At 63.0% G+C, this 16,091-nt stretch carries 15 protein-coding genes; 5 read left to right on the top strand and 10 right to left on the bottom strand.

Annotation, left to right across the window (positions count from 1 at the left end):
• Positions 1 to 84 precede the first annotated feature (84 nt).
• The 5 genes from miaA to MF4836_RS05810 are packed head-to-tail and all read right to left on the bottom strand — an operon-like array spanning position 85 to position 5,712.
• Positions 85 to 1,056 carry a tRNA (adenosine(37)-N6)-dimethylallyltransferase MiaA gene (gene miaA / locus MF4836_RS05830; protein WP_078469551.1) on the bottom strand — a complete coding sequence of 324 codons (972 nt, stop codon included), beginning with the start codon at positions 1,054 to 1,056 and terminating at the stop codon, positions 85 to 87.
• Positions 1,056 to 2,966 carry a DNA mismatch repair endonuclease MutL gene (mutL, locus tag MF4836_RS05825; RefSeq protein ID WP_078469550.1) on the bottom strand — a complete coding sequence of 637 codons (1,911 nt, stop codon included), beginning with the start codon at positions 2,964 to 2,966 and terminating at the stop codon, positions 1,056 to 1,058. Before mutL ends, miaA begins: the two co-directional genes overlap by 1 nt.
• Positions 2,963 to 4,390, bottom strand: coding sequence for an N-acetylmuramoyl-L-alanine amidase (locus MF4836_RS05820; protein WP_201129193.1), 1,428 nt, complete (start codon positions 4,388 to 4,390; stop codon positions 2,963 to 2,965). The genes mutL and MF4836_RS05820 overlap by 4 nt, the downstream gene beginning before the upstream one ends.
• A gap of 3 nt (positions 4,391 to 4,393) precedes the next feature.
• Complete coding sequence (gene tsaE, locus MF4836_RS05815; protein WP_020299441.1) at positions 4,394 to 4,864, bottom strand: tRNA (adenosine(37)-N6)-threonylcarbamoyltransferase complex ATPase subunit type 1 TsaE; 471 nt, start codon at positions 4,862 to 4,864, stop codon at positions 4,394 to 4,396.
• Positions 4,852 to 5,712 carry an NAD(P)H-hydrate dehydratase gene (locus tag MF4836_RS05810; protein ID WP_078469548.1) on the bottom strand — a complete coding sequence of 287 codons (861 nt, stop codon included), beginning with the start codon at positions 5,710 to 5,712 and terminating at the stop codon, positions 4,852 to 4,854. Before MF4836_RS05810 ends, tsaE begins: the two co-directional genes overlap by 13 nt.
• 63 nt (positions 5,713 to 5,775) lie before the next feature.
• Between MF4836_RS05810 and queG the strand changes: the two genes are divergently transcribed.
• Positions 5,776 to 6,855, top strand: a complete 1,080-nt coding sequence (gene queG / locus MF4836_RS05805; RefSeq protein ID WP_078469547.1) for a tRNA epoxyqueuosine(34) reductase QueG — start codon at positions 5,776 to 5,778, stop codon at positions 6,853 to 6,855.
• Here the strand turns inward: queG and MF4836_RS05800 are convergent.
• Positions 6,837 to 7,451, bottom strand: a complete 615-nt coding sequence (locus MF4836_RS05800) for a trimeric intracellular cation channel family protein (protein ID WP_178102921.1) — start codon at positions 7,449 to 7,451, stop codon at positions 6,837 to 6,839. The genes queG and MF4836_RS05800 overlap by 19 nt on opposite strands.
• A 104-nt stretch (positions 7,452 to 7,555) precedes the next feature.
• The gene (gene orn, locus MF4836_RS05795; RefSeq protein ID WP_020299445.1) at positions 7,556 to 8,098 is read right to left on the bottom strand and encodes an oligoribonuclease; all 543 of its coding nucleotides are present in this window, start codon (positions 8,096 to 8,098) and stop codon (positions 7,556 to 7,558) included.
• Between the two features lie 108 nt (positions 8,099 to 8,206).
• Here orn and rsgA point away from each other — a divergent pair, with 108 nt between their 5' ends.
• Positions 8,207 to 9,238: a small ribosomal subunit biogenesis GTPase RsgA gene (gene rsgA / locus MF4836_RS05790; RefSeq protein WP_020299446.1), complete on the top strand. Its 1,032-nt coding sequence runs from the start codon at positions 8,207 to 8,209 to the stop codon at positions 9,236 to 9,238.
• A 56-nt stretch (positions 9,239 to 9,294) separates the two neighbouring features.
• On the opposite strand, the gene motB is transcribed toward rsgA, so the two are convergent.
• Both motB and motA read right to left on the bottom strand, forming a co-directional pair.
• On the bottom strand, positions 9,295 to 10,395 hold the full coding sequence (gene motB / locus MF4836_RS05785) for a flagellar motor protein MotB (RefSeq protein ID WP_078469545.1): 1,101 nt from the start codon (positions 10,393 to 10,395) through the stop codon (positions 9,295 to 9,297).
• A gap of 3 nt (positions 10,396 to 10,398) precedes the next feature.
• Positions 10,399 to 11,250 carry a flagellar motor stator protein MotA gene (gene motA, locus MF4836_RS05780; protein WP_020299448.1) on the bottom strand — a complete coding sequence of 284 codons (852 nt, stop codon included), beginning with the start codon at positions 11,248 to 11,250 and terminating at the stop codon, positions 10,399 to 10,401.
• 166 nt (positions 11,251 to 11,416) lie between these two features.
• Between motA and MF4836_RS05775 the strand changes: the two genes are divergently transcribed.
• The 3 genes from MF4836_RS05775 to asd are packed head-to-tail and all read left to right on the top strand — an operon-like array spanning position 11,417 to position 14,693.
• Positions 11,417 to 12,955 (top strand): HDOD domain-containing protein, encoded by a 1,539-nt coding sequence (locus MF4836_RS05775; protein ID WP_078469544.1) that lies wholly within the window; start codon positions 11,417 to 11,419, stop codon positions 12,953 to 12,955.
• Positions 12,956 to 12,998: 43 nt separating this feature from the next.
• Complete coding sequence (locus MF4836_RS05770; protein ID WP_078469543.1) at positions 12,999 to 13,814, top strand: rhodanese-like domain-containing protein; 816 nt, start codon at positions 12,999 to 13,001, stop codon at positions 13,812 to 13,814.
• An 18-nt stretch (positions 13,815 to 13,832) separates the two neighbouring features.
• Positions 13,833 to 14,693: an archaetidylserine decarboxylase gene (asd, locus tag MF4836_RS05765; RefSeq protein WP_078469542.1), complete on the top strand. Its 861-nt coding sequence runs from the start codon at positions 13,833 to 13,835 to the stop codon at positions 14,691 to 14,693.
• 85 nt (positions 14,694 to 14,778) lie between these two features.
• Here the strand turns inward: asd and serB are convergent, their stop codons facing one another.
• The gene (gene serB, locus MF4836_RS05760) at positions 14,779 to 15,993 is read right to left on the bottom strand and encodes a phosphoserine phosphatase SerB (protein WP_020299452.1); all 1,215 of its coding nucleotides are present in this window, start codon (positions 15,991 to 15,993) and stop codon (positions 14,779 to 14,781) included.
• Positions 15,994 to 16,091 lie beyond the last annotated feature (98 nt).

The raw sequence follows: 16,091 nt of genomic DNA, 5'->3' as shown, positions 1-16,091 counted from the left end.
TCCTTTAAGGATCAATAATAAAAAATTAGAAAACAGATGGCTTATGCCGCCACACCCCCAAGGATAGACGGCAATTGCAAGGACTCAGCTCAATATGGAGACCGTTCCCAAGTATTTCAAGGCGCGTGGCAGATTGTCGCAATCCAGACTGTCCAGCCAGTGTAAATCAGCCCAACTGCGTAACCAGGTGAACTGGCGCTTCGCCAATTGGCGCGTGGCAATGATGCCCCGCTCCTGCATCTCGGCTGACGTCAGCTTGCCATCCAGATGATCCCAGACTTGGCGATAGCCCACCGCACGTATAGACGGCAACCCGGCATGCAGGTCACTTCTTGAACGCAGAGCTACGACCTCGTCGATGAATCCCTGTTCCAACATTTGTGTGAATCTTTGTGCAATCCGCTGATGCAGTACCTGGCGATTCGCCGGAGCGATGGCCAAGTTCGCGACAGTATAGGGCAATTGTCCCTGTCCCGAAGCGGCTGCTTCAGTACTTTGCGCAGATTGTCGCTGGCGGTGAGCGGTCATGCTCAGGCCACTGACCCGATAGACTTCCAGCGCCCGCGTCAGGCGTTGAGGGTCATTGGGGTGAATTCTTGCCGCCGACTCCGGATCAATTGCCGCCAACTGATCGTGCAGGGCCTGCCAGCCAAGGCGTGCGGCCTCTTCCTCAAGCTCGGCACGGACCTGCGGATCAGCCGCGGGCATATCCGCCAACCCTTCGACCAACGCTTTGTAATAAAGCATGGTGCCGCCCACCAGCAGCGGAATGTTGCCGCGCGCGGTGATCTCGGCCATGGCCGCCAGGGCGTCTTTACGAAAATCGGCGGCGGAATAACTCTCGGCCGGGTCGAGAATATCGATCAAACGGTGTGGAAACTCGTCCAGCAGTTCCCGGGAAGGCTTTGCCGTACCGATGTCCATGCCACGATAGACCAGCGCCGAATCGACACTGATCAGCTCGCAAGGCAGGACTTTGGTGAGTTCGATGGCCAGGTCGGTCTTGCCAGCAGCAGTCGGGCCCATCAGGAAGATCGCTGGAGGAAGCTGGCTCATCAACGACCGCGCAAGAATAGTTTGTCCAGATCGTCCAGGCCCAATTGGGTCCAGGTCGGTCGGCCATGGTTGCATTGGCCGCTGCGCTCGGTGTTTTCCATGTCGCGCAGCAAACCGTTCATTTCCGGCAGGGCCAGGCGCCGATTGGCGCGGATCGCGCCGTGGCAGGCCATGGTGCCGAGCAATTCGTTGAGGTGGGCCTGGATCCGGTCGCTGGTCCCGTACTCCATCAGGTCAGCGAGTACGTCGTGTACCAGGCGATTGGCTTCAGCCTGCTTCAACAACGCCGGAATCTGCCGGATCGCCAACGACTCGGGCCCCAGGCGCTGCAGCTCGAAGCCCAGGCGCTGGAACCAACTGACGTGCTCTTCGGCGCAGTCGGCTTCGCGCTGGCTGACGGCGATCGACTCCGGCACCAGCAGCGGCTGGCCACTCAAGCCCTCGCTGGCCATGGCCACCTTCAGGCGCTCGTACATGATCCGTTCGTGGGCCGCGTGCATATCCACCAGCACCAGGCCCTGGGCGTTTTCCGCGAGGATGTAGATCCCCTTGAGCTGCGCCAAGGCATAACCCAGGGGCGGAATATCCCCTTGCCCTTCGGGCAGCGAAACGCCGCCGGCGTCGGGCAAGGGCGCGTAAAACTCGCGATAGGCACTCTGCGCCTCTGCCGCCGGCAGGACCGCCTGTGGACGCGGCGTGTACTGATACTGATAACCGGCCCCCGCCCCAGTGCCCGGCGCACTCAAGCCCGGCTGGGTTTGCGGTTGCTCCAGCGCCATATGGGCCGCCAGGCGCATTTCACCCTGGGGGCCGAATTCACCGGCGTCGATGCCTGTTGGCCGGACCATGCCCGCGACTGCGGCCGGCGCAGCCAGGTGGTCTTCGGGGCGCACATCGCCCAGGGCGCGGTGCAGGGTGCCATAGAGAAAGTCGTGAACCATGCGCCCGTCACGGAAGCGCACTTCGTGTTTGGTCGGGTGCACATTGACGTCGACCACCGACGGGTCGACCTCGAAAAACAGCACAAAGGTCGGATGCCGACCATTGAACAGCACGTCGCGGTAAGCCTGGCGCACCGCGTGGGCCACCAGTTTGTCGCGCACCGCGCGGCCATTCACATAGAAGTACTGCAGGTCCGCCTGGCTACGGGAGAAGGTCGGCAACCCGACCCAGCCCCACAGGTGCAGGCCATTGCGCTCGACCTCGATCGGCAATGCCTGCTCGAGGAAGCCCGCGCCGCAGACCGCCGCCACGCGCCGGGCGCGGGCCGCGTCATCATTGGCTTCGTGCAGGCTGAGGATGCTTTTGCCGTTGTGTCGCAGGTGGAAGGCCACATCGAAACGGGCCAGCGCCAAGCGCTTGATCACTTCCTGCAGATGATCGAATTCGGTTTTTTCAGCCTTGAGAAACTTGCGCCGCGCCGGGGTATTGAAGAACAGGTCGCGGACTTCAACCGAGGTCCCGGCCGGGTGTGCTGCGGGCTGGACCCGAGGCGCCATGTCCCGGCCTTCGGTTTCCACCTGCCAGGCCTGCTCGGCGTCGCGGGTGCGCGAGGTCAGGGTCAGGCGTGCCACGGAGCTGATGGACGCCAGGGCCTCGCCACGAAACCCCAGGCTCATCACCCGCTCTAGGTCTTCGAGATCGCGGATTTTACTGGTGGCGTGTCGCGCCAACGCCAGCGGCAGATCATCAGCGGAAATCCCGCGACCATCGTCACGCACTCGCAGCAGCTTGACGCCGGCCTGCTCCACATCCACGTCGATGCGCTTGGCACCCGAGTCGAGACTGTTTTCCAGCAGCTCCTTGATCACCGAAGCCGGACGCTCGACCACCTCACCTGCGGCAATCTGGTTCGCCAGGCGCGGGCTGAGCAGCTCGATGCGCGCGTTGTTCAGGACCGTATCACTCATTGCTTGGACGCCAGTTCAGTGCCTGGGATGGTCAGGGTCTGCCCGACCTTGAGTTCATCAGTCTTCAGGTTATTGGCCGTGCGCAGGGTGGCCGCCGACACTTGGTAACGCACCGCGAGCATGGCCAGGGTTTCCCCCGGGCTGACCCGGTGATCACGCGGGCCCTGGGCGATTTTCCCGGAGTCGCGCAACCAGGCAATGTAGGTGCCCGGCGGCGGATTCTGTTGGAAGAACTGACGAATACCGCTGCTGATAGAACGCGCCAGGGCCTGCTGGTGACTGGCGGCGGCCAGCTTGGAGGCCTCGTTGGCGTTGGAGATAAAGCCGGTTTCCACCAGGATCGACGGAATATCCGGCGACTTCAGCACCATGAACCCGGCCTGCTCCACCCGCTGCTTGTGCAACGGCGTGACCCGGCCGATGTTGCTCAGGACCTTCTGCCCGACATTCAGGCTGGAAGTGAGCGAGGCGGTCATCGACAGGTCGAGCAATACCCCGGCGAGCATGCGGTCCTTGTCGTCCAGGCTGACGTTGCCGGCCCCGCCGATCAAGTCGGAACGGTTTTCACTGTCCGCCAGCCAACGGGCTGTTTCCGAAGTGGCGCCACGGTCCGACAGGGCAAACACCGAGGCCCCGAAGGCGGCGGCCGACGGCGCGGCATCGGCGTGGATCGACACGAACAGATCGGCGCCCTTCTTGCGGGCGATTTCGGTACGGCCACGCAACGGAATGAAGTAATCGCCGGTACGGGTCAGCTCGGCGCGAAAGCCTTTCAGGCCATTGACCTGGCGCTGCAACTCGCGGGCGATGGCCAATACCACGTCTTTTTCATGCTGGCCGCGGGAGCCGGAGGCACCCGGGTCTTCACCGCCATGACCGGCATCGATCACCACAATGATGTCGCGCTTGCCGGCAGGCGCCGGTGGCAGCTTGATCGCCGGCTCGACCGGAGTGACCGGCACCGCCGGGACCGTGGCGACACTGGGCGCAGGGGTGGGCGGCGGAGCAGCGTCAGCCGGGTTGTCAAACAGGTCGACCACCAGGCGGTTGCCGTATTGCGCGTTCGGCGCCAGGGTGAAGCTCTTGGGGGTGACGGCTTTTTTCAGGTCGATGACCACCCGCAGATCGGTCGGCGTGCGCTGCGCGGAGCGCATGGCCGTGATGGGGGTGTTGGCCGTGGCAATGTTCAGCGGACCGCCGAGGGTCGCGCCATTGATATCGATCACCAGCCGGTCGGGGGCGCTCAGGGTAAACACGCTGTGCTGAACCGGGCCGGACAGATCGAACACCAAACGAGTGTTATCCGGTGCTCGCCACAGGCGCACGCTGCGCACCTGTGTCGCGGCTACAGCCTCGACGGCCAATGCCGTAAGCAACAGTCCTACGACAGCAACCAACGCGCGAATGCGCATACCTAACCCCATAATTTATTTGAATTCCAACGCCAAAGCGGCACACCAGGACTCGCCACGCGAGCCTTGCGACAACAAATGCAGAGAACGCCCGTTGTTATGCGGGGTAATGGTAATGGTCAGGTCCGGCTTTGGCAAAAAGCCTGCACCACGTTGGGGCCACTCAAGCAGGCACAAGGCATCGCCGTCGAAGTAATCGCGGATACCTAGAAACTCCAGCTCTTCCGGATCGACCAAGCGATACAGGTCAAAGTGAAACGCTCGAATCTCACCGATCTCATAGGGCTCGACCAGGGTAAAGGTCGGGCTCTTGACCGCCCCCACATGCCCCAAACCACGAATGATGCCCCGTGACAGGGTGGTTTTACCCGCCCCCAGGTCGCCCTCCAGGAAGATCACGCCAACCCCTCGGGTGACCTGAGCGATTCGCGCACCCAATTCGACCATGGCCTGCTCATCGGCCAGATAAAGGGTTAGTTCAGACACGGTGCTTGCTCCTCCAACAACTGACAAATGGCCGGTATCAGATCACTGGCCGCCAGCCCCCGGCCCAACTTGCCTTGCTGCTCACCCGCCGTCGCATGCAACCAGACGGCCAGGCAAGCGCCATCAAATGCGCTCATGCCCTGGGCCAGCAAGGCGCCGATCACGCCCGCCAACACATCGCCCAACCCGGCGCTGGCCATGGCCGGATGGCCTTGATCACAACGTGCCAGTTGGCCGTCGGGGCTGGCGATCAGGGTACCCGCCCCCTTGAGGACGGCCACCACTGCATACTTTTTACTCAAGGCTCGCGCCGCCGCCGGACGGTCGGCCTGCACGTCGGCCGTCGACAACCCGAGCAAACGCGCCGCTTCTCCCGGATGCGGGGTAATGACGCTGCCCTCGGGCAAGCTCAGCCCGCCCTTGGACAGCAGATTCAGCGCATCGGCATCCCAGACCTGCGGTTGCGAGGCATTTGCCGCCGCCGACAACAGGCTGCGCCCCCATGCCGCCTGGCCCAGGCCGGGGCCGACCACCAGCACCGATGCCTGGGCGAGCAGCCCCATCAGTTGATTGGCCGAATGCACGCCCTGGCTCATCACCTCCGGCAAACGAGCCAGGGCGGCCGGCACGTGCTCGCTGCGCGTCGCCAGGGACACCAGGCCAGCGCCGCTGCGCAGGGCACTTTGCGCGCTCAGCAACACCGCGCCGCCAAAGCCGCGATCGCCGCCAATCAGCAGGACATGGCCAAACTGGCCCTTGTGGGCGTCCGGCGAACGGGCAGCCAGCCTCGGCAAATGGCCGGGCATCAGTAACTGCGCGTCGGGTAAATCGTGTTTTGTCTGCGGCATGCGTCTTCAGGCTCCGATGTCTGGCAGAATTATACGCACCTCAGCCCCGGTTTCTCTCGCCTCATGCCTGCTATTACCACCGATCTGCCCGCTCTGGCCCAATCGATCAAAGACTGGGGCCGCGAGTTGGGCTTTCAACAAGTCGGCATCAGCGGCCTGGACCTGGCCGAGCACGAGCAGCACCTGCAACGCTGGCTCGAGGCTGGCTACCACGGCGAGATGGACTACATGGGCGCCCACGGCAGCAAACGCTCCCACCCCGAGGAGCTGGTGCCCGGCACCTTGCGCGTGGTTTCGCTGCGCATGGACTACCTGCCAGGCGATACGCAAATGGCCCAGCGCCTGGCGCAGCCTGCCAAAGCCTACGTTTCACGCTATGCCCTGGGCCGCGATTACCACAAATTGATTCGTAAACGCGTGCAGCAACTGGCCGAGCGCATCCAGCAAGCCATCGGCCCCTTTGGCTATCGCGCCTTTGTCGACAGCGCCCCGGTGCTGGAAAAAGCCATCGCCGAACAGGCCGGCCTGGGCTGGATCGGCAAGAACACCCTGGTCCTCAACCGCAAGGCCGGCAGCTATTTCTTCCTCAGCGAACTGTTCGTCGACCTGCCGCTGCCCGTGGACCAGCCCCACGCCAGCGAGCACTGCGGACGCTGCACCGCCTGCCTCGATATCTGTCCGACCCAGGCATTTGTCGGCCCCTACGTGCTGGATGCGCGGCGTTGCATTTCCTACCTGACCATCGAACTCAAAAGCGCCATCCCCGAAGAGTTGCGCGCGCTGATCGGCAATCGGGTGTTCGGCTGCGATGACTGCCAGATCGTCTGCCCCTGGAACCGCTTCGCTCGCCCGTCGGGAGAAAACGACTTCAAGCCGCGGCACAACCTGGATAACGCCGAACTGGCCGAGCTGTTCATGTGGGATGAGGAGCGTTTCCTCAGCAGCACCGAGGGCTCGCCCCTGCGGCGCGCCGGGTATGAGCGCTGGCTGCGCAACCTGGCGGTCGGCCTGGGCAATGCGCCCTCGAGCATTCCGGTGCTGGAAGCGCTCAAGGCGCGCCGGGACTATCCATCAGAACTGGTGCAGGAACACGTGGAGTGGGCGCTGGCGCAACACGCCAAGCGTCACTCGGCGTCGTTGTAGACGAACTTGGGCATTTCCCAGTGAAAGCGGATCGCCAGCAGGCGCAGTAGAAAGCCGCCGAACAGGGTGACCAGGATCGCCTGCTCGCTGGGCAGTTGCAGGTAGATACACAGCATGTAGCACCAGGCCGCGGCGAACGAGACGCTGGCGTACAGCTCGCGGCGGAAGATCAGCGGAATATCGTTGCAGAAGATATCCCGCAAAATCCCGCCGAACACCCCGGTAATCACCCCGCTGACCGAGGCCACCAACATGCCGTGGCCCATTTCCAGGGCGGTCATGCAGCCGATCAGGGTAAACGCCACCAGGCCCACGGCGTCGAGCACCAGAAACAGCGAACGCAGGTGGCGCATCAGCGGTGCGATAAAGATCGTCACCAGGGCCGCCACCGAGGTCAGCACCAGGTATTCCGGGTGTTTGACCCAGGTCAGCGGGTAGTGGCCGAGCAATACATCACGCACCGAACCGCCACCCAGGGCCGTGACGCAGGCGATCAGCACCACGCCGAACCAGTCCATGCCGCGGCGCCCCGCGGACAGGGCGCCAGTCATGGCTTCAGCGGTAATGGCGATCAGGTAGAGCATCAGCAGCATGATGGCGGTCCTTGCAGGAAGGCGCGCAGTCTACTCAGTTGGCACGAGCACCAAAAGAGGGCGAGGCCGGGAAATAGCCCTGGACGACCAGGCCGGCCTGCCCGACATCAGAACTTGATGAAGTGTTTGCGGTAATGCTGCAACTCGGCGATGGACTCACGGATGTCGTCCAGGGCCAGGTGGGTGCTGCCTTTCTTGAAGCTGTCGCGCACGTCCGGCGCCCAGCGCGCGGCCAGTTCCTTGAGGGTCGATACGTCAAGGTTGCGGTAGTGGAAGAAGCTTTCCAGGGATTTCATGTGGGTATAAAGGAAGCGGCGATCCTGGCAGATGCTGTTGCCACAGATCGGCGACTTGCCCCGAGGCACCCACTGCTCCAGGAAGGCGATGGTCTCGGCTTCGGCCTCGGCCATGCTGATGCGACTCTCGCGGACCCGTTGCGTCAGGCCCGAGCCACCGTGGGTGCGGGTGTTCCACTCGTCCATGCCGGCCAGGACTTCGTCACTGTGATGGATGGCGATGACCGGACCTTCGGCCAAGGTATTGAGGTTGCTGTCGGTGACGATGGTGGCCATCTCGATGATGACGTCGGTGTCAGGGTTCAGACCGGTCATTTCCAGATCGATCCAAATCAGATTCTGTGGGTTTTGCATGGGTGGGCTCCTCGGCGTAGTTGCGCAGTTTAGCCTAGAGGGCCTCCTCGGCGTGCTAAACTCGCGGCCGTTTTACCTATCCTGCTGCATTATCAACACGGAACACCCATGGCCAAACGCCAGCTCAACCGTCGCCAAAACTGGCGCATCGAAAAAATTCAAGGCGAACGCGCCGCCCGCGCCGCCAAGCGGGAATCATCCGCCGTGGAAGCGCTTGAGGGAGGCGACCTGGGCCCCGAGCAGACCGGCCTGGTGATCGCCCACTTCGGCGTTCAGGTCGAAGTCGAAGCTCGCGAAGGCGAATTGGCCGGCCAGGTATTCCGCTGCCACTTGCGCGCCAACCTGCCAGCATTGGTAACGGGCGACCAGGTGGTGTGGCGTGCCGGCAACCAGGGCATCGGCGTGATCGTCGCCCAATTGCCACGCAACACCGAGCTGTGCCGCCCGGACAGCCGCGGCCAGCTCAAGCCGGTGGCAGCCAACGTCGACATGATCGTGATTGTCTTCGCCCCGCTGCCCGAACCCCATGCCAACCTGATCGACCGCTACCTGGTCGCCGCCGAACACGCCGGCATCCGTCCGTTGCTGCTGCTGAACAAGGCCGACTTGATCGACGAGCAGAACGCTCCGGCACTCAACGCTCTGCTGGCGGTGTATCGCCAGTTGGGTTACCCGCTGCTGGAAGTCTCGGCGCACCACGGCGATGGCATGGAGCAATTGCAGGCCCAACTGGACGGGCGCATCAGCGTGTTCGTCGGCCAGTCCGGTGTCGGCAAATCCTCGCTGGTGAACAGCTTGCTGCCGGAAGTCGAAACCCGCGTCGGCCCGCTGTCCGAGCTGTCCGGCCAGGGCACTCACACCACCACCACCGCGCGACTGTTCCACTTCCCGGGTGGCGGCGAATTGATCGACTCCCCGGGCATTCGCGAATTCGGCCTGGGCCACGTCAGCCGCGCCGATGTCGAAGCCGGGTTTATCGAGTTCAACGACCTGCTGGGCACCTGCCGCTTCCGCGATTGCAAACATGATCGCGAACCCGGTTGCGCCCTGCTCAAGGCCCTTGAAGATGGCCGCGTGCAGCAGCAACGGATGAACAGCTACCGCTCGATCATCGCCAGCCTGCCGGAAACCAGCTACTGACCTGTCGTACCCCGCACTGACAAAAAGGCCGCGATCATCGCGGCCTTTTTTGTGGGTTACTTCGGCGCTGCGGGCGCAGACGCTGGCGGTGGCGCCACAGGTGGCGTGGCCGGTGCCGGTGCGGTCGAAGGCTGGCCAGACTTGCCGGGCTCATCCATCTTCAACACCCCATCCTCGAAGATATTCAGGCGCTGCCGCACTTCATGGGCCGGCAGCGGATCGGCGCCTGGCGGCAAGGCATTCGGATCAGCCGCAGCCCCCGGCACTTCGCCCGGCGCACCCTGCCCCTGAGTCGGCACATCGGCCGGCAGTTGCTCACCCTCGATGGCACGCTGTGCCTTCTTGGTCAGGACCACGATATCGATCCGCCGGTTGACCGGGTTGAACGGGTCCTTGCGATCGAACAGCGACGACGAGGCATACCCCACCACCCGTGCCACCTGGGAGTCGGGATAGCTGCCCGCGACCAGGGCGCGGCGTGCGGCGTTGGCACGGTTGGCCGAAAGCTCCCAGTTGCCAAAGTCACCGGCGCCCGAGTACGGCTTGGCATCGGTGTGGCCGCTGATACTGATCTTGTTCGGCACCGCTTTGATGGTGTCGGCCATGGCCAGCAGGATGTCTTCGAAATACGGTTTCAGACGCGCGCTACCCGAGTCGAACATCGGCCGGTTCTCGGCGTCCATGATCTGGATGCGCAAGCCGTCCTGGGTGATTTCGAACAGGATCTGGTCCTTGAATTTCTGCAGCTGCGGGTTCTCTTCAACCTTGTTCTGCAGCTCCTGCAACAACAGCTCGAGACGTTCGCGCTCGACCTGCTCGGCCATGCCCTCGACCTGTTCGGAATCGACCGTCACCTTGTCCGGCTGTGGCTGGGACTTCACCTCGGGGTTGAGGGTGGTGTCCGGCGCCAGCTCAGGCGAACCGCCCAAGTCGATGATGTAGGGTGTGCCGCTTTCGGAGAAGCCGATCGGGTCTTTGAAGTAACCGGCGATGGCGATCTTCTGTTCCGGGGTGGCGGTGGACAACAACCACAGCACCAGAAAGAACGCCATCATCGCCGTGGCGAAGTCGGCGAAGGCGATTTTCCAGGCGCCCCCGTGGTGTCCGCCAGCGAAGCGCTTGACGCGCTTGATGATAATCGGCTGGTTATTTTCCATGACTTAGCGACCGCGAACCGCTTGTTCCAGCTCGGCGAAGCTTGGACGGTGCGCCGGGTACAGCACCTTGCGCCCGAACTCCACAGCCAGCGATGGCGGCATGCCGGAAGCGGAGGCGACCAGGGCCGCCTTGATGGCTTCGTAGACGTTCAGTTCTTCCTTGGCATCGTGGGCCAGGGAGGTGGCCAGCGGGCCGAAGAAGCCGTACGCCGCGAGAATACCGAAGAAGGTACCCACCAACGCCGCACCTACGTGCAGACCGATGGACTTCTGGTCGCCCTCACCCAGGGAAGCCATGGTCACCACGATCCCCAATACCGCGGCAACGATACCGAAGCCGGGCATGGCGTCGGCGATGCCGGTCACCGCATGGGAAGGATGCTCGAGGTCTTCCTTCATGCTGAACAGCTCCATGTCGAACAGGCCTTCAAGCTCGTGGGGAGCCATGTTGCCGGAGGACATGATGCGCAGGTAGTCACAGATATAAGCGGTCATGCGGGCGTCTTTGAGCACCGCCGGGTACTTGGCGAAAATCGGGCTGGCGGCAGCGTCCTCGATATCTCCCTCGATCGCCATCATGCCTTCGCGGCGGCTCTTGTTGAGGATCTCGTACACCAGGCCCAGCACTTCCAGATAGAACGTGTGGGTGAAGCGCGAACTGAACATCCCCAGGGATTTCTTGATGACGTGCATCGTCATATAGCCGGGGTTGGCCTGCAGGAATGCGCCAAAGGCCGCGCCGCCGATGATCAGCACTTCGAAAGGCTGGATCAGGGCTGCGATTTTGCCGTGTGAGAGCACGTATCCGCCGAGCACGCTCGCGAATACGACGATGATGCCGATAATTTTAGCCATAGGTAGGAGAGTACTTATTGAGTCGGGTTCAAGGTCATATTCGGAAGTTCTTAAAACTCTTCTTCTACTTATCGGCAAAACTGCGCCAGACTATAGCCAGTTAAGGCGAAAAGCCAGTTTGGCCCGCTCTGGGCGTGTTTACAGCAGACGATGATTGCGCCCAGCCATGTCTAATGAAACGACAGTCCCAACTCCCCGACCGACGACCCTCAGCGGCTGGATAAAGCTCCTGGACGGGGTGCCGTTGCCGGTGCCGCAAGTCAGCCACGACAAAGTCTGTCGAGCCATCGCCGACAGCCGCAGTTCGTTGCGCGATATCGCCGACCTGATGCAGAACAGCCCAGCGCTGGCCTTGAGCATCATCCGCGAGGCCAATCGGCATACCCACGGCAGCATGAGCGAGCCTGCGGAAAACCTTGAGGTCGCCCTCAACCGCCTGGGCCTCAAGCGCACCGAAGAACTGCTCGCTCGCCTGCCAGCGCTGCCGGAAGGGCAGATCCCGCCGGTCCTGCGCCAACTGCAACTGATCAGCCAGCACGCCAGCCAGCAGGCCAATGGTTTTTTCGCCAGCCGCCTGGCCCGCCTCTGGCAGGACATCCACTGGGGCAGTCTGCTGTTTCTATCGCCACTGTGGCCCCTGGCCCTGGCCCAGCCGAAGCTGCTGGAAGAGTGGGAACTGCGAGTTATCCACAAGCATGAATCGGCGCACAAGGTCGAGCTGGAGTTGTTCGGCGTCAGGTTGCTGGAGATATGCCAGGCACTGGTGGAGGTCTGGCACCTGCCGATCTGGGTCCAACAGGGCTATCGCCTGTTGATCAGCGAGCGCCGGCTGCTGGTCAAGGTCCTGCACATTGCCCGCGACAGCGAACATCCACTGCATCAGCAACAACGCCTGGATGCCGACCCCGACCTGCGTCGCTGGCTGAACCAGCCGGCCAACAGCGTGTTGCTGGCCAACGGCCTGGCACTTTCGGCGCAATACGCCTGGGACAGCACCCACTGCCTGCGCTGGCAGCACCTGACCAGCCTTTATCTGCAAATGCCCATGGACAACCTGCAACAGCAGCTGCACCAGCAGGCGGTGATCAGCGCGCGCAACGACGCGGCGCCCGGTCTCTGGCACCCTGCCGAGGCCTTGCTCTGGCCGTGGGATGCACGGCGCCTGCCCAAGGGTTTGCTGCCGGCGCCGGCACCGACTGCCGAAGCGCTGGGACACTGGCGCGAACAATGTGCACAACTGTTGGTCGAACCGAGCGCCTTTCGCAATGCGCTGCACCTCACCAGCGCCGCCTGCGATGCGCTGGTGGCCTGTGGCATGCGCCGGGTGATGCTGCTGATGGTCGATCGCGGCCTGGCCAATCTGCGGGCACAACAAATTGCCGGCCTGCCTGCGGAGTCGGCGAACCTGACCCTGCGCGTCAGCCAGAGCAACGTGCTGCAACGCCTGGTGACCAAATCGGCTCAGGTGCGCCTGAACCCGGACAACAACGCGCAATTCTCGGCCCTGCTGCCGCCGCAGTTGCGCGGCCTGTTCCGTGGCGAGCACCTGCTGCTGCGCTCACTCTCGAGCAACGGCCGCGTGGTGATGCTGATCGCCGCCGACCAGGGCGGCGGGCCGTTCTCGGAAATCAGCGTCCAGGCCTTTGGCAAAACTGCGCAATGTATTGAAAAAGCCCTTCACAGCTTTACCAACCGCAGCCAATGACGCTTGCGCTACAATCCTCCCCTTTGTGCTCTGGAGACCTCACATGTCTGACTTCTCTGGCTTGCCGCTGGTTATCGAGCCGAGCGACTTGCTCGACCGCCTCGAATCCCGCGAACTGATCCTGGTCGACCTGACCAGCGCCGCTCGCTATGCCACCGGCCATATTCCCGGCGCCCACTTTGTCGACCCCAAGCGCACCCAGCTCGGCCAGCCTCCCGCACCGGGCCTGCTGCCGACCCAAGGCGCGCTTGAAGCGCTGTTCGGCGAACTGGGGCACAACCCCAACGCGGTCTATGTGGTCTACGACGATGAAGGCGGCGGCTGGGCCGGGCGCTTCATCTGGCTGCTCGATGTCATCGGCCACACCCGGTATCACTACCTCGATGGCGGCCTGCTGTCCTGGCTGGCGCAAGGCCTGCCGGTGTCCACTGCTGTGCCGGCGGCCGCTGGCGGCCCGGTCGCCCTGACCCTGCACGACGAACCCACCGCCACTCGCGAGTACCTGCAAAGCCGCCTCGGCGCTGCCGACCTGGCGATCTGGGATGCCCGTGGACCGCTGGAGTACTCGGGCGAAAAAGTCCTGGCAGCCAAAGGCGGCCACATCCCCGGCGCTGTGAATTTCGAGTGGACCGCCGGCATGGACCAGACGCGCAACCTGCGCATCCGCTCCGACATGCCGCAGATCCTCGAAAACCTCGGCATCAGCAAAGACAAAGAAATCATCACCCACTGCCAGACCCACCACCGCTCTGGCTTCACCTACCTGGTGGCCAAGGCGCTCGGTTATCCGCGGGTCAAGGGCTATGCCGGTTCCTGGGGCGAATGGGGCAACCACCCCGACACGCCTGTAGAGATTTAAGGTTTTTAAGGACAGTTAATGAAAAAGCGTTTGTTTATCCTCAGCCAGTACCTGCTGCCTCACCACCTGCTGTCGCGCCTGGCCGGCTGCATTGCCGAGTGCCGCGTGCGCTGGTTCAAGAATGCCTTCACTGCCTGGTTCGCCAAGCGTTATCAAGTGGACATGTCCCAGGCCCTGGTGGAAGACCTGAGTGCCTACGAGCACTTCAACGCCTTCTTCACCCGCGCCCTGAAAGACGGCGCCCGCCCGCTGGACCAAACCCCGGGCGCCATCCTCAGCCCGGCCGACGGCGCCGTCAGCCAGCTCGGCCCGATTGAACATGGCCGGGTGTTCCAGGCCAAAGGCCACAGCTACAGCGTGCTCGAACTGCTGGGCGGGGATGCTGCCGTTGCCGCGCCGTTCATGGGCGGCGACTTCGCCACCATCTACCTGTCGCCCAAGGACTACCACCGCGTGCACATGCCGCTGGCCGGCACCCTGCGTGAAATGGTCTACGTGCCGGGCCGGATTTTCTCGGTTAACCAGACCACTGCCGAAAACGTCCCGGAGCTGTTTGCCCGCAACGAACGCGTGGTATGCCTGTTCGATACCGAACGCGGCCCAATGGCCGTGGTGCTGGTGGGGGCGATGATTGTCGCTTCGATCGAAACCGTCTGGGCCGGCCTGGTAACGCCACCCAAGCGCGAGCTGAAAACCGTGCGTTACGACGAAGCCGCGCGTGCGCCGATCCACCTGGAAAAAGGCGCCGAGCTGGGCCGCTTCAAACTGGGATCGACCGCCATCGTGCTGTTCGGCCCGGATCAGGTGCAGTGGGCGCAGGAGTTGGTCGCCGGCTCGCCGGTGCAGATGGGCCAGGGCCTGGGCTCGCCAAAAGCCTGAAGCCATTCCCGGACGCAAAAAAACGCCGCTGATCAGCGGCGTTTTTTATGGGGGGGTTAGCTGAGCAAAACAGCACACCTGGCCCTTAGAGCTGGCCGTCGCGATCACGGAAGCCCAGCAGGTACAGCACACCGTCCAGGCCCAGGGTGGAAATCGCCTGCTTGGCCGATTGCTTGACCAGCGGTTTGGCGCGAAACGCCACGCCCAACCCGGCAATCGCCAGCATCGGCAAATCGTTGGCGCCGTCACCCACGGCAATGGTCTGCTCCAGGCGCAAGCCTTCCTTGTGCGCCAGTTCGCGCAGCAGATCAGCCTTGCGCTGGGCATCGACAATCGGCTCGACCGCCACACCCGTCACCTTGCCATCTACCACTTCCAGCTCGTTGGCAAACACATAGTCGATACCCAGCTTGGCCTGCAGTTGCTTGGCGAAATAGGTGAAACCGCCCGAGAGGATCGCGGTTTTGTAGCCCAGGCGCTTGAGCTCGGCAAACAGCGTCTCGGCGCCTTCGGTCAGGCGCAGTGATGCACCTATGGAATCAAGCACGCCGACGTCCAGCCCCTTGAGCAACGCCAGGCGTTCCTTGAAGCTGGCGCGAAAATCCAGTTCGCCGGCCATGGCCCGCTCGGTGATTTCGGCAACACGGTCACCCACGCCTGCGGCCTTGGCCAATTCATCGATGACTTCGGCCTCGATCAGCGTCGAGTCCATGTCGAATACCGCCAGGCGGCGATTGCGGCGGAACAGCGAGTCTTCCTGGAAGGCGATATCGACGTTCAATTCCTGGGCGACGCTCAGGAACTCGGCGCGCAATGCCTGGGGGTCGGCGGCTTCACCGCGCACCGAGAACTCGATGCAGCCTTTGCCTTGATCGGCCGGGGTGTCGAGGGGCATGCGCCCCGACAGACGGTCGATATGGTCGATGTTCAGGCCGTATTTGGCGGTGATCGAACTGACTCGCTGCAACTGCTCGGCCGTCACCTTGCGGGTCAGCAGGGTCACAATATGGCGTTTCTTGCCCTGACCGCCGACCCACTGCTGGTAATCCTCTTCGGAAACCGGGGTGAAACGTACCTGTTGGTCCAGCTTGTAAGCGGTGAACAGAATGTCCTTGAGCACCGAGGACGCTTGTTCGGTACTCGGGATTTCAACCAGGATGCCGAACGACAAGGTGTCGTGGATCACCGCCTGACCGATGTCGAGAATATTCACACCACCCTGGGCCAGAACGCCGGTAATGGCTGCAGTGAGACCGGGACGATCTTCACCGGTGATGTTTATCAGGACGATTTCGCGCAAGGCGCACCCCCGCAGGTGGAAAAAAACCGCATTCTACCCACATTCAGTGACCATCGGGCACAGCCAGCGCTTTGCCGGCCTAGGGCCTGTCGCTATAC

The sequence above is a fragment of the Pseudomonas sp. MF4836 genome (assembly GCF_002018875.1).
Taxonomy (GTDB): Bacteria; Pseudomonadota; Gammaproteobacteria; order Pseudomonadales; family Pseudomonadaceae; genus Aquipseudomonas.
The sequence above is the reverse complement of the archived record's forward strand: the minus strand, read 5'-3'. Positions and strand labels throughout refer to the sequence as shown.

Bases quoted from the DNA above. Each gene is read 5' to 3' on its own strand.
- miaA (WP_078469551.1), bottom strand. From the start codon at position 1,056: ATGAGCCAGCTTCCTCCAGCGATCTTCCTGATGGGCCCGACTGCTGCT.
- mutL (WP_078469550.1), bottom strand. From the start codon at position 2,966: ATGAGTGATACGGTCCTGAACAACGCGCGCATCGAGCTGCTCAGCCCG.
- MF4836_RS05820 (WP_201129193.1), bottom strand. From the start codon at position 4,390: ATGGGGTTAGGTATGCGCATTCGCGCGTTGGTTGCTGTCGTAGGACTG.
- MF4836_RS05810 (WP_078469548.1), bottom strand. From the start codon at position 5,712: ATGCCGCAGACAAAACACGATTTACCCGACGCGCAGTTACTGATGCCC.
- queG (WP_078469547.1), top strand. From the start codon at position 5,776: ATGCCTGCTATTACCACCGATCTGCCCGCTCTGGCCCAATCGATCAAA.
- orn (WP_020299445.1), bottom strand. From the start codon at position 8,098: ATGCAAAACCCACAGAATCTGATTTGGATCGATCTGGAAATGACCGGT.
- rsgA (WP_020299446.1), top strand. From the start codon at position 8,207: ATGGCCAAACGCCAGCTCAACCGTCGCCAAAACTGGCGCATCGAAAAA.
- motB (WP_078469545.1), bottom strand. From the start codon at position 10,395: ATGGAAAATAACCAGCCGATTATCATCAAGCGCGTCAAGCGCTTCGCT.
- motA (WP_020299448.1), bottom strand. From the start codon at position 11,250: ATGGCTAAAATTATCGGCATCATCGTCGTATTCGCGAGCGTGCTCGGC.
- MF4836_RS05775 (WP_078469544.1), top strand. From the start codon at position 11,417: ATGTCTAATGAAACGACAGTCCCAACTCCCCGACCGACGACCCTCAGC.
- MF4836_RS05770 (WP_078469543.1), top strand. From the start codon at position 12,999: ATGTCTGACTTCTCTGGCTTGCCGCTGGTTATCGAGCCGAGCGACTTG.
- asd (WP_078469542.1), top strand. From the start codon at position 13,833: ATGAAAAAGCGTTTGTTTATCCTCAGCCAGTACCTGCTGCCTCACCAC.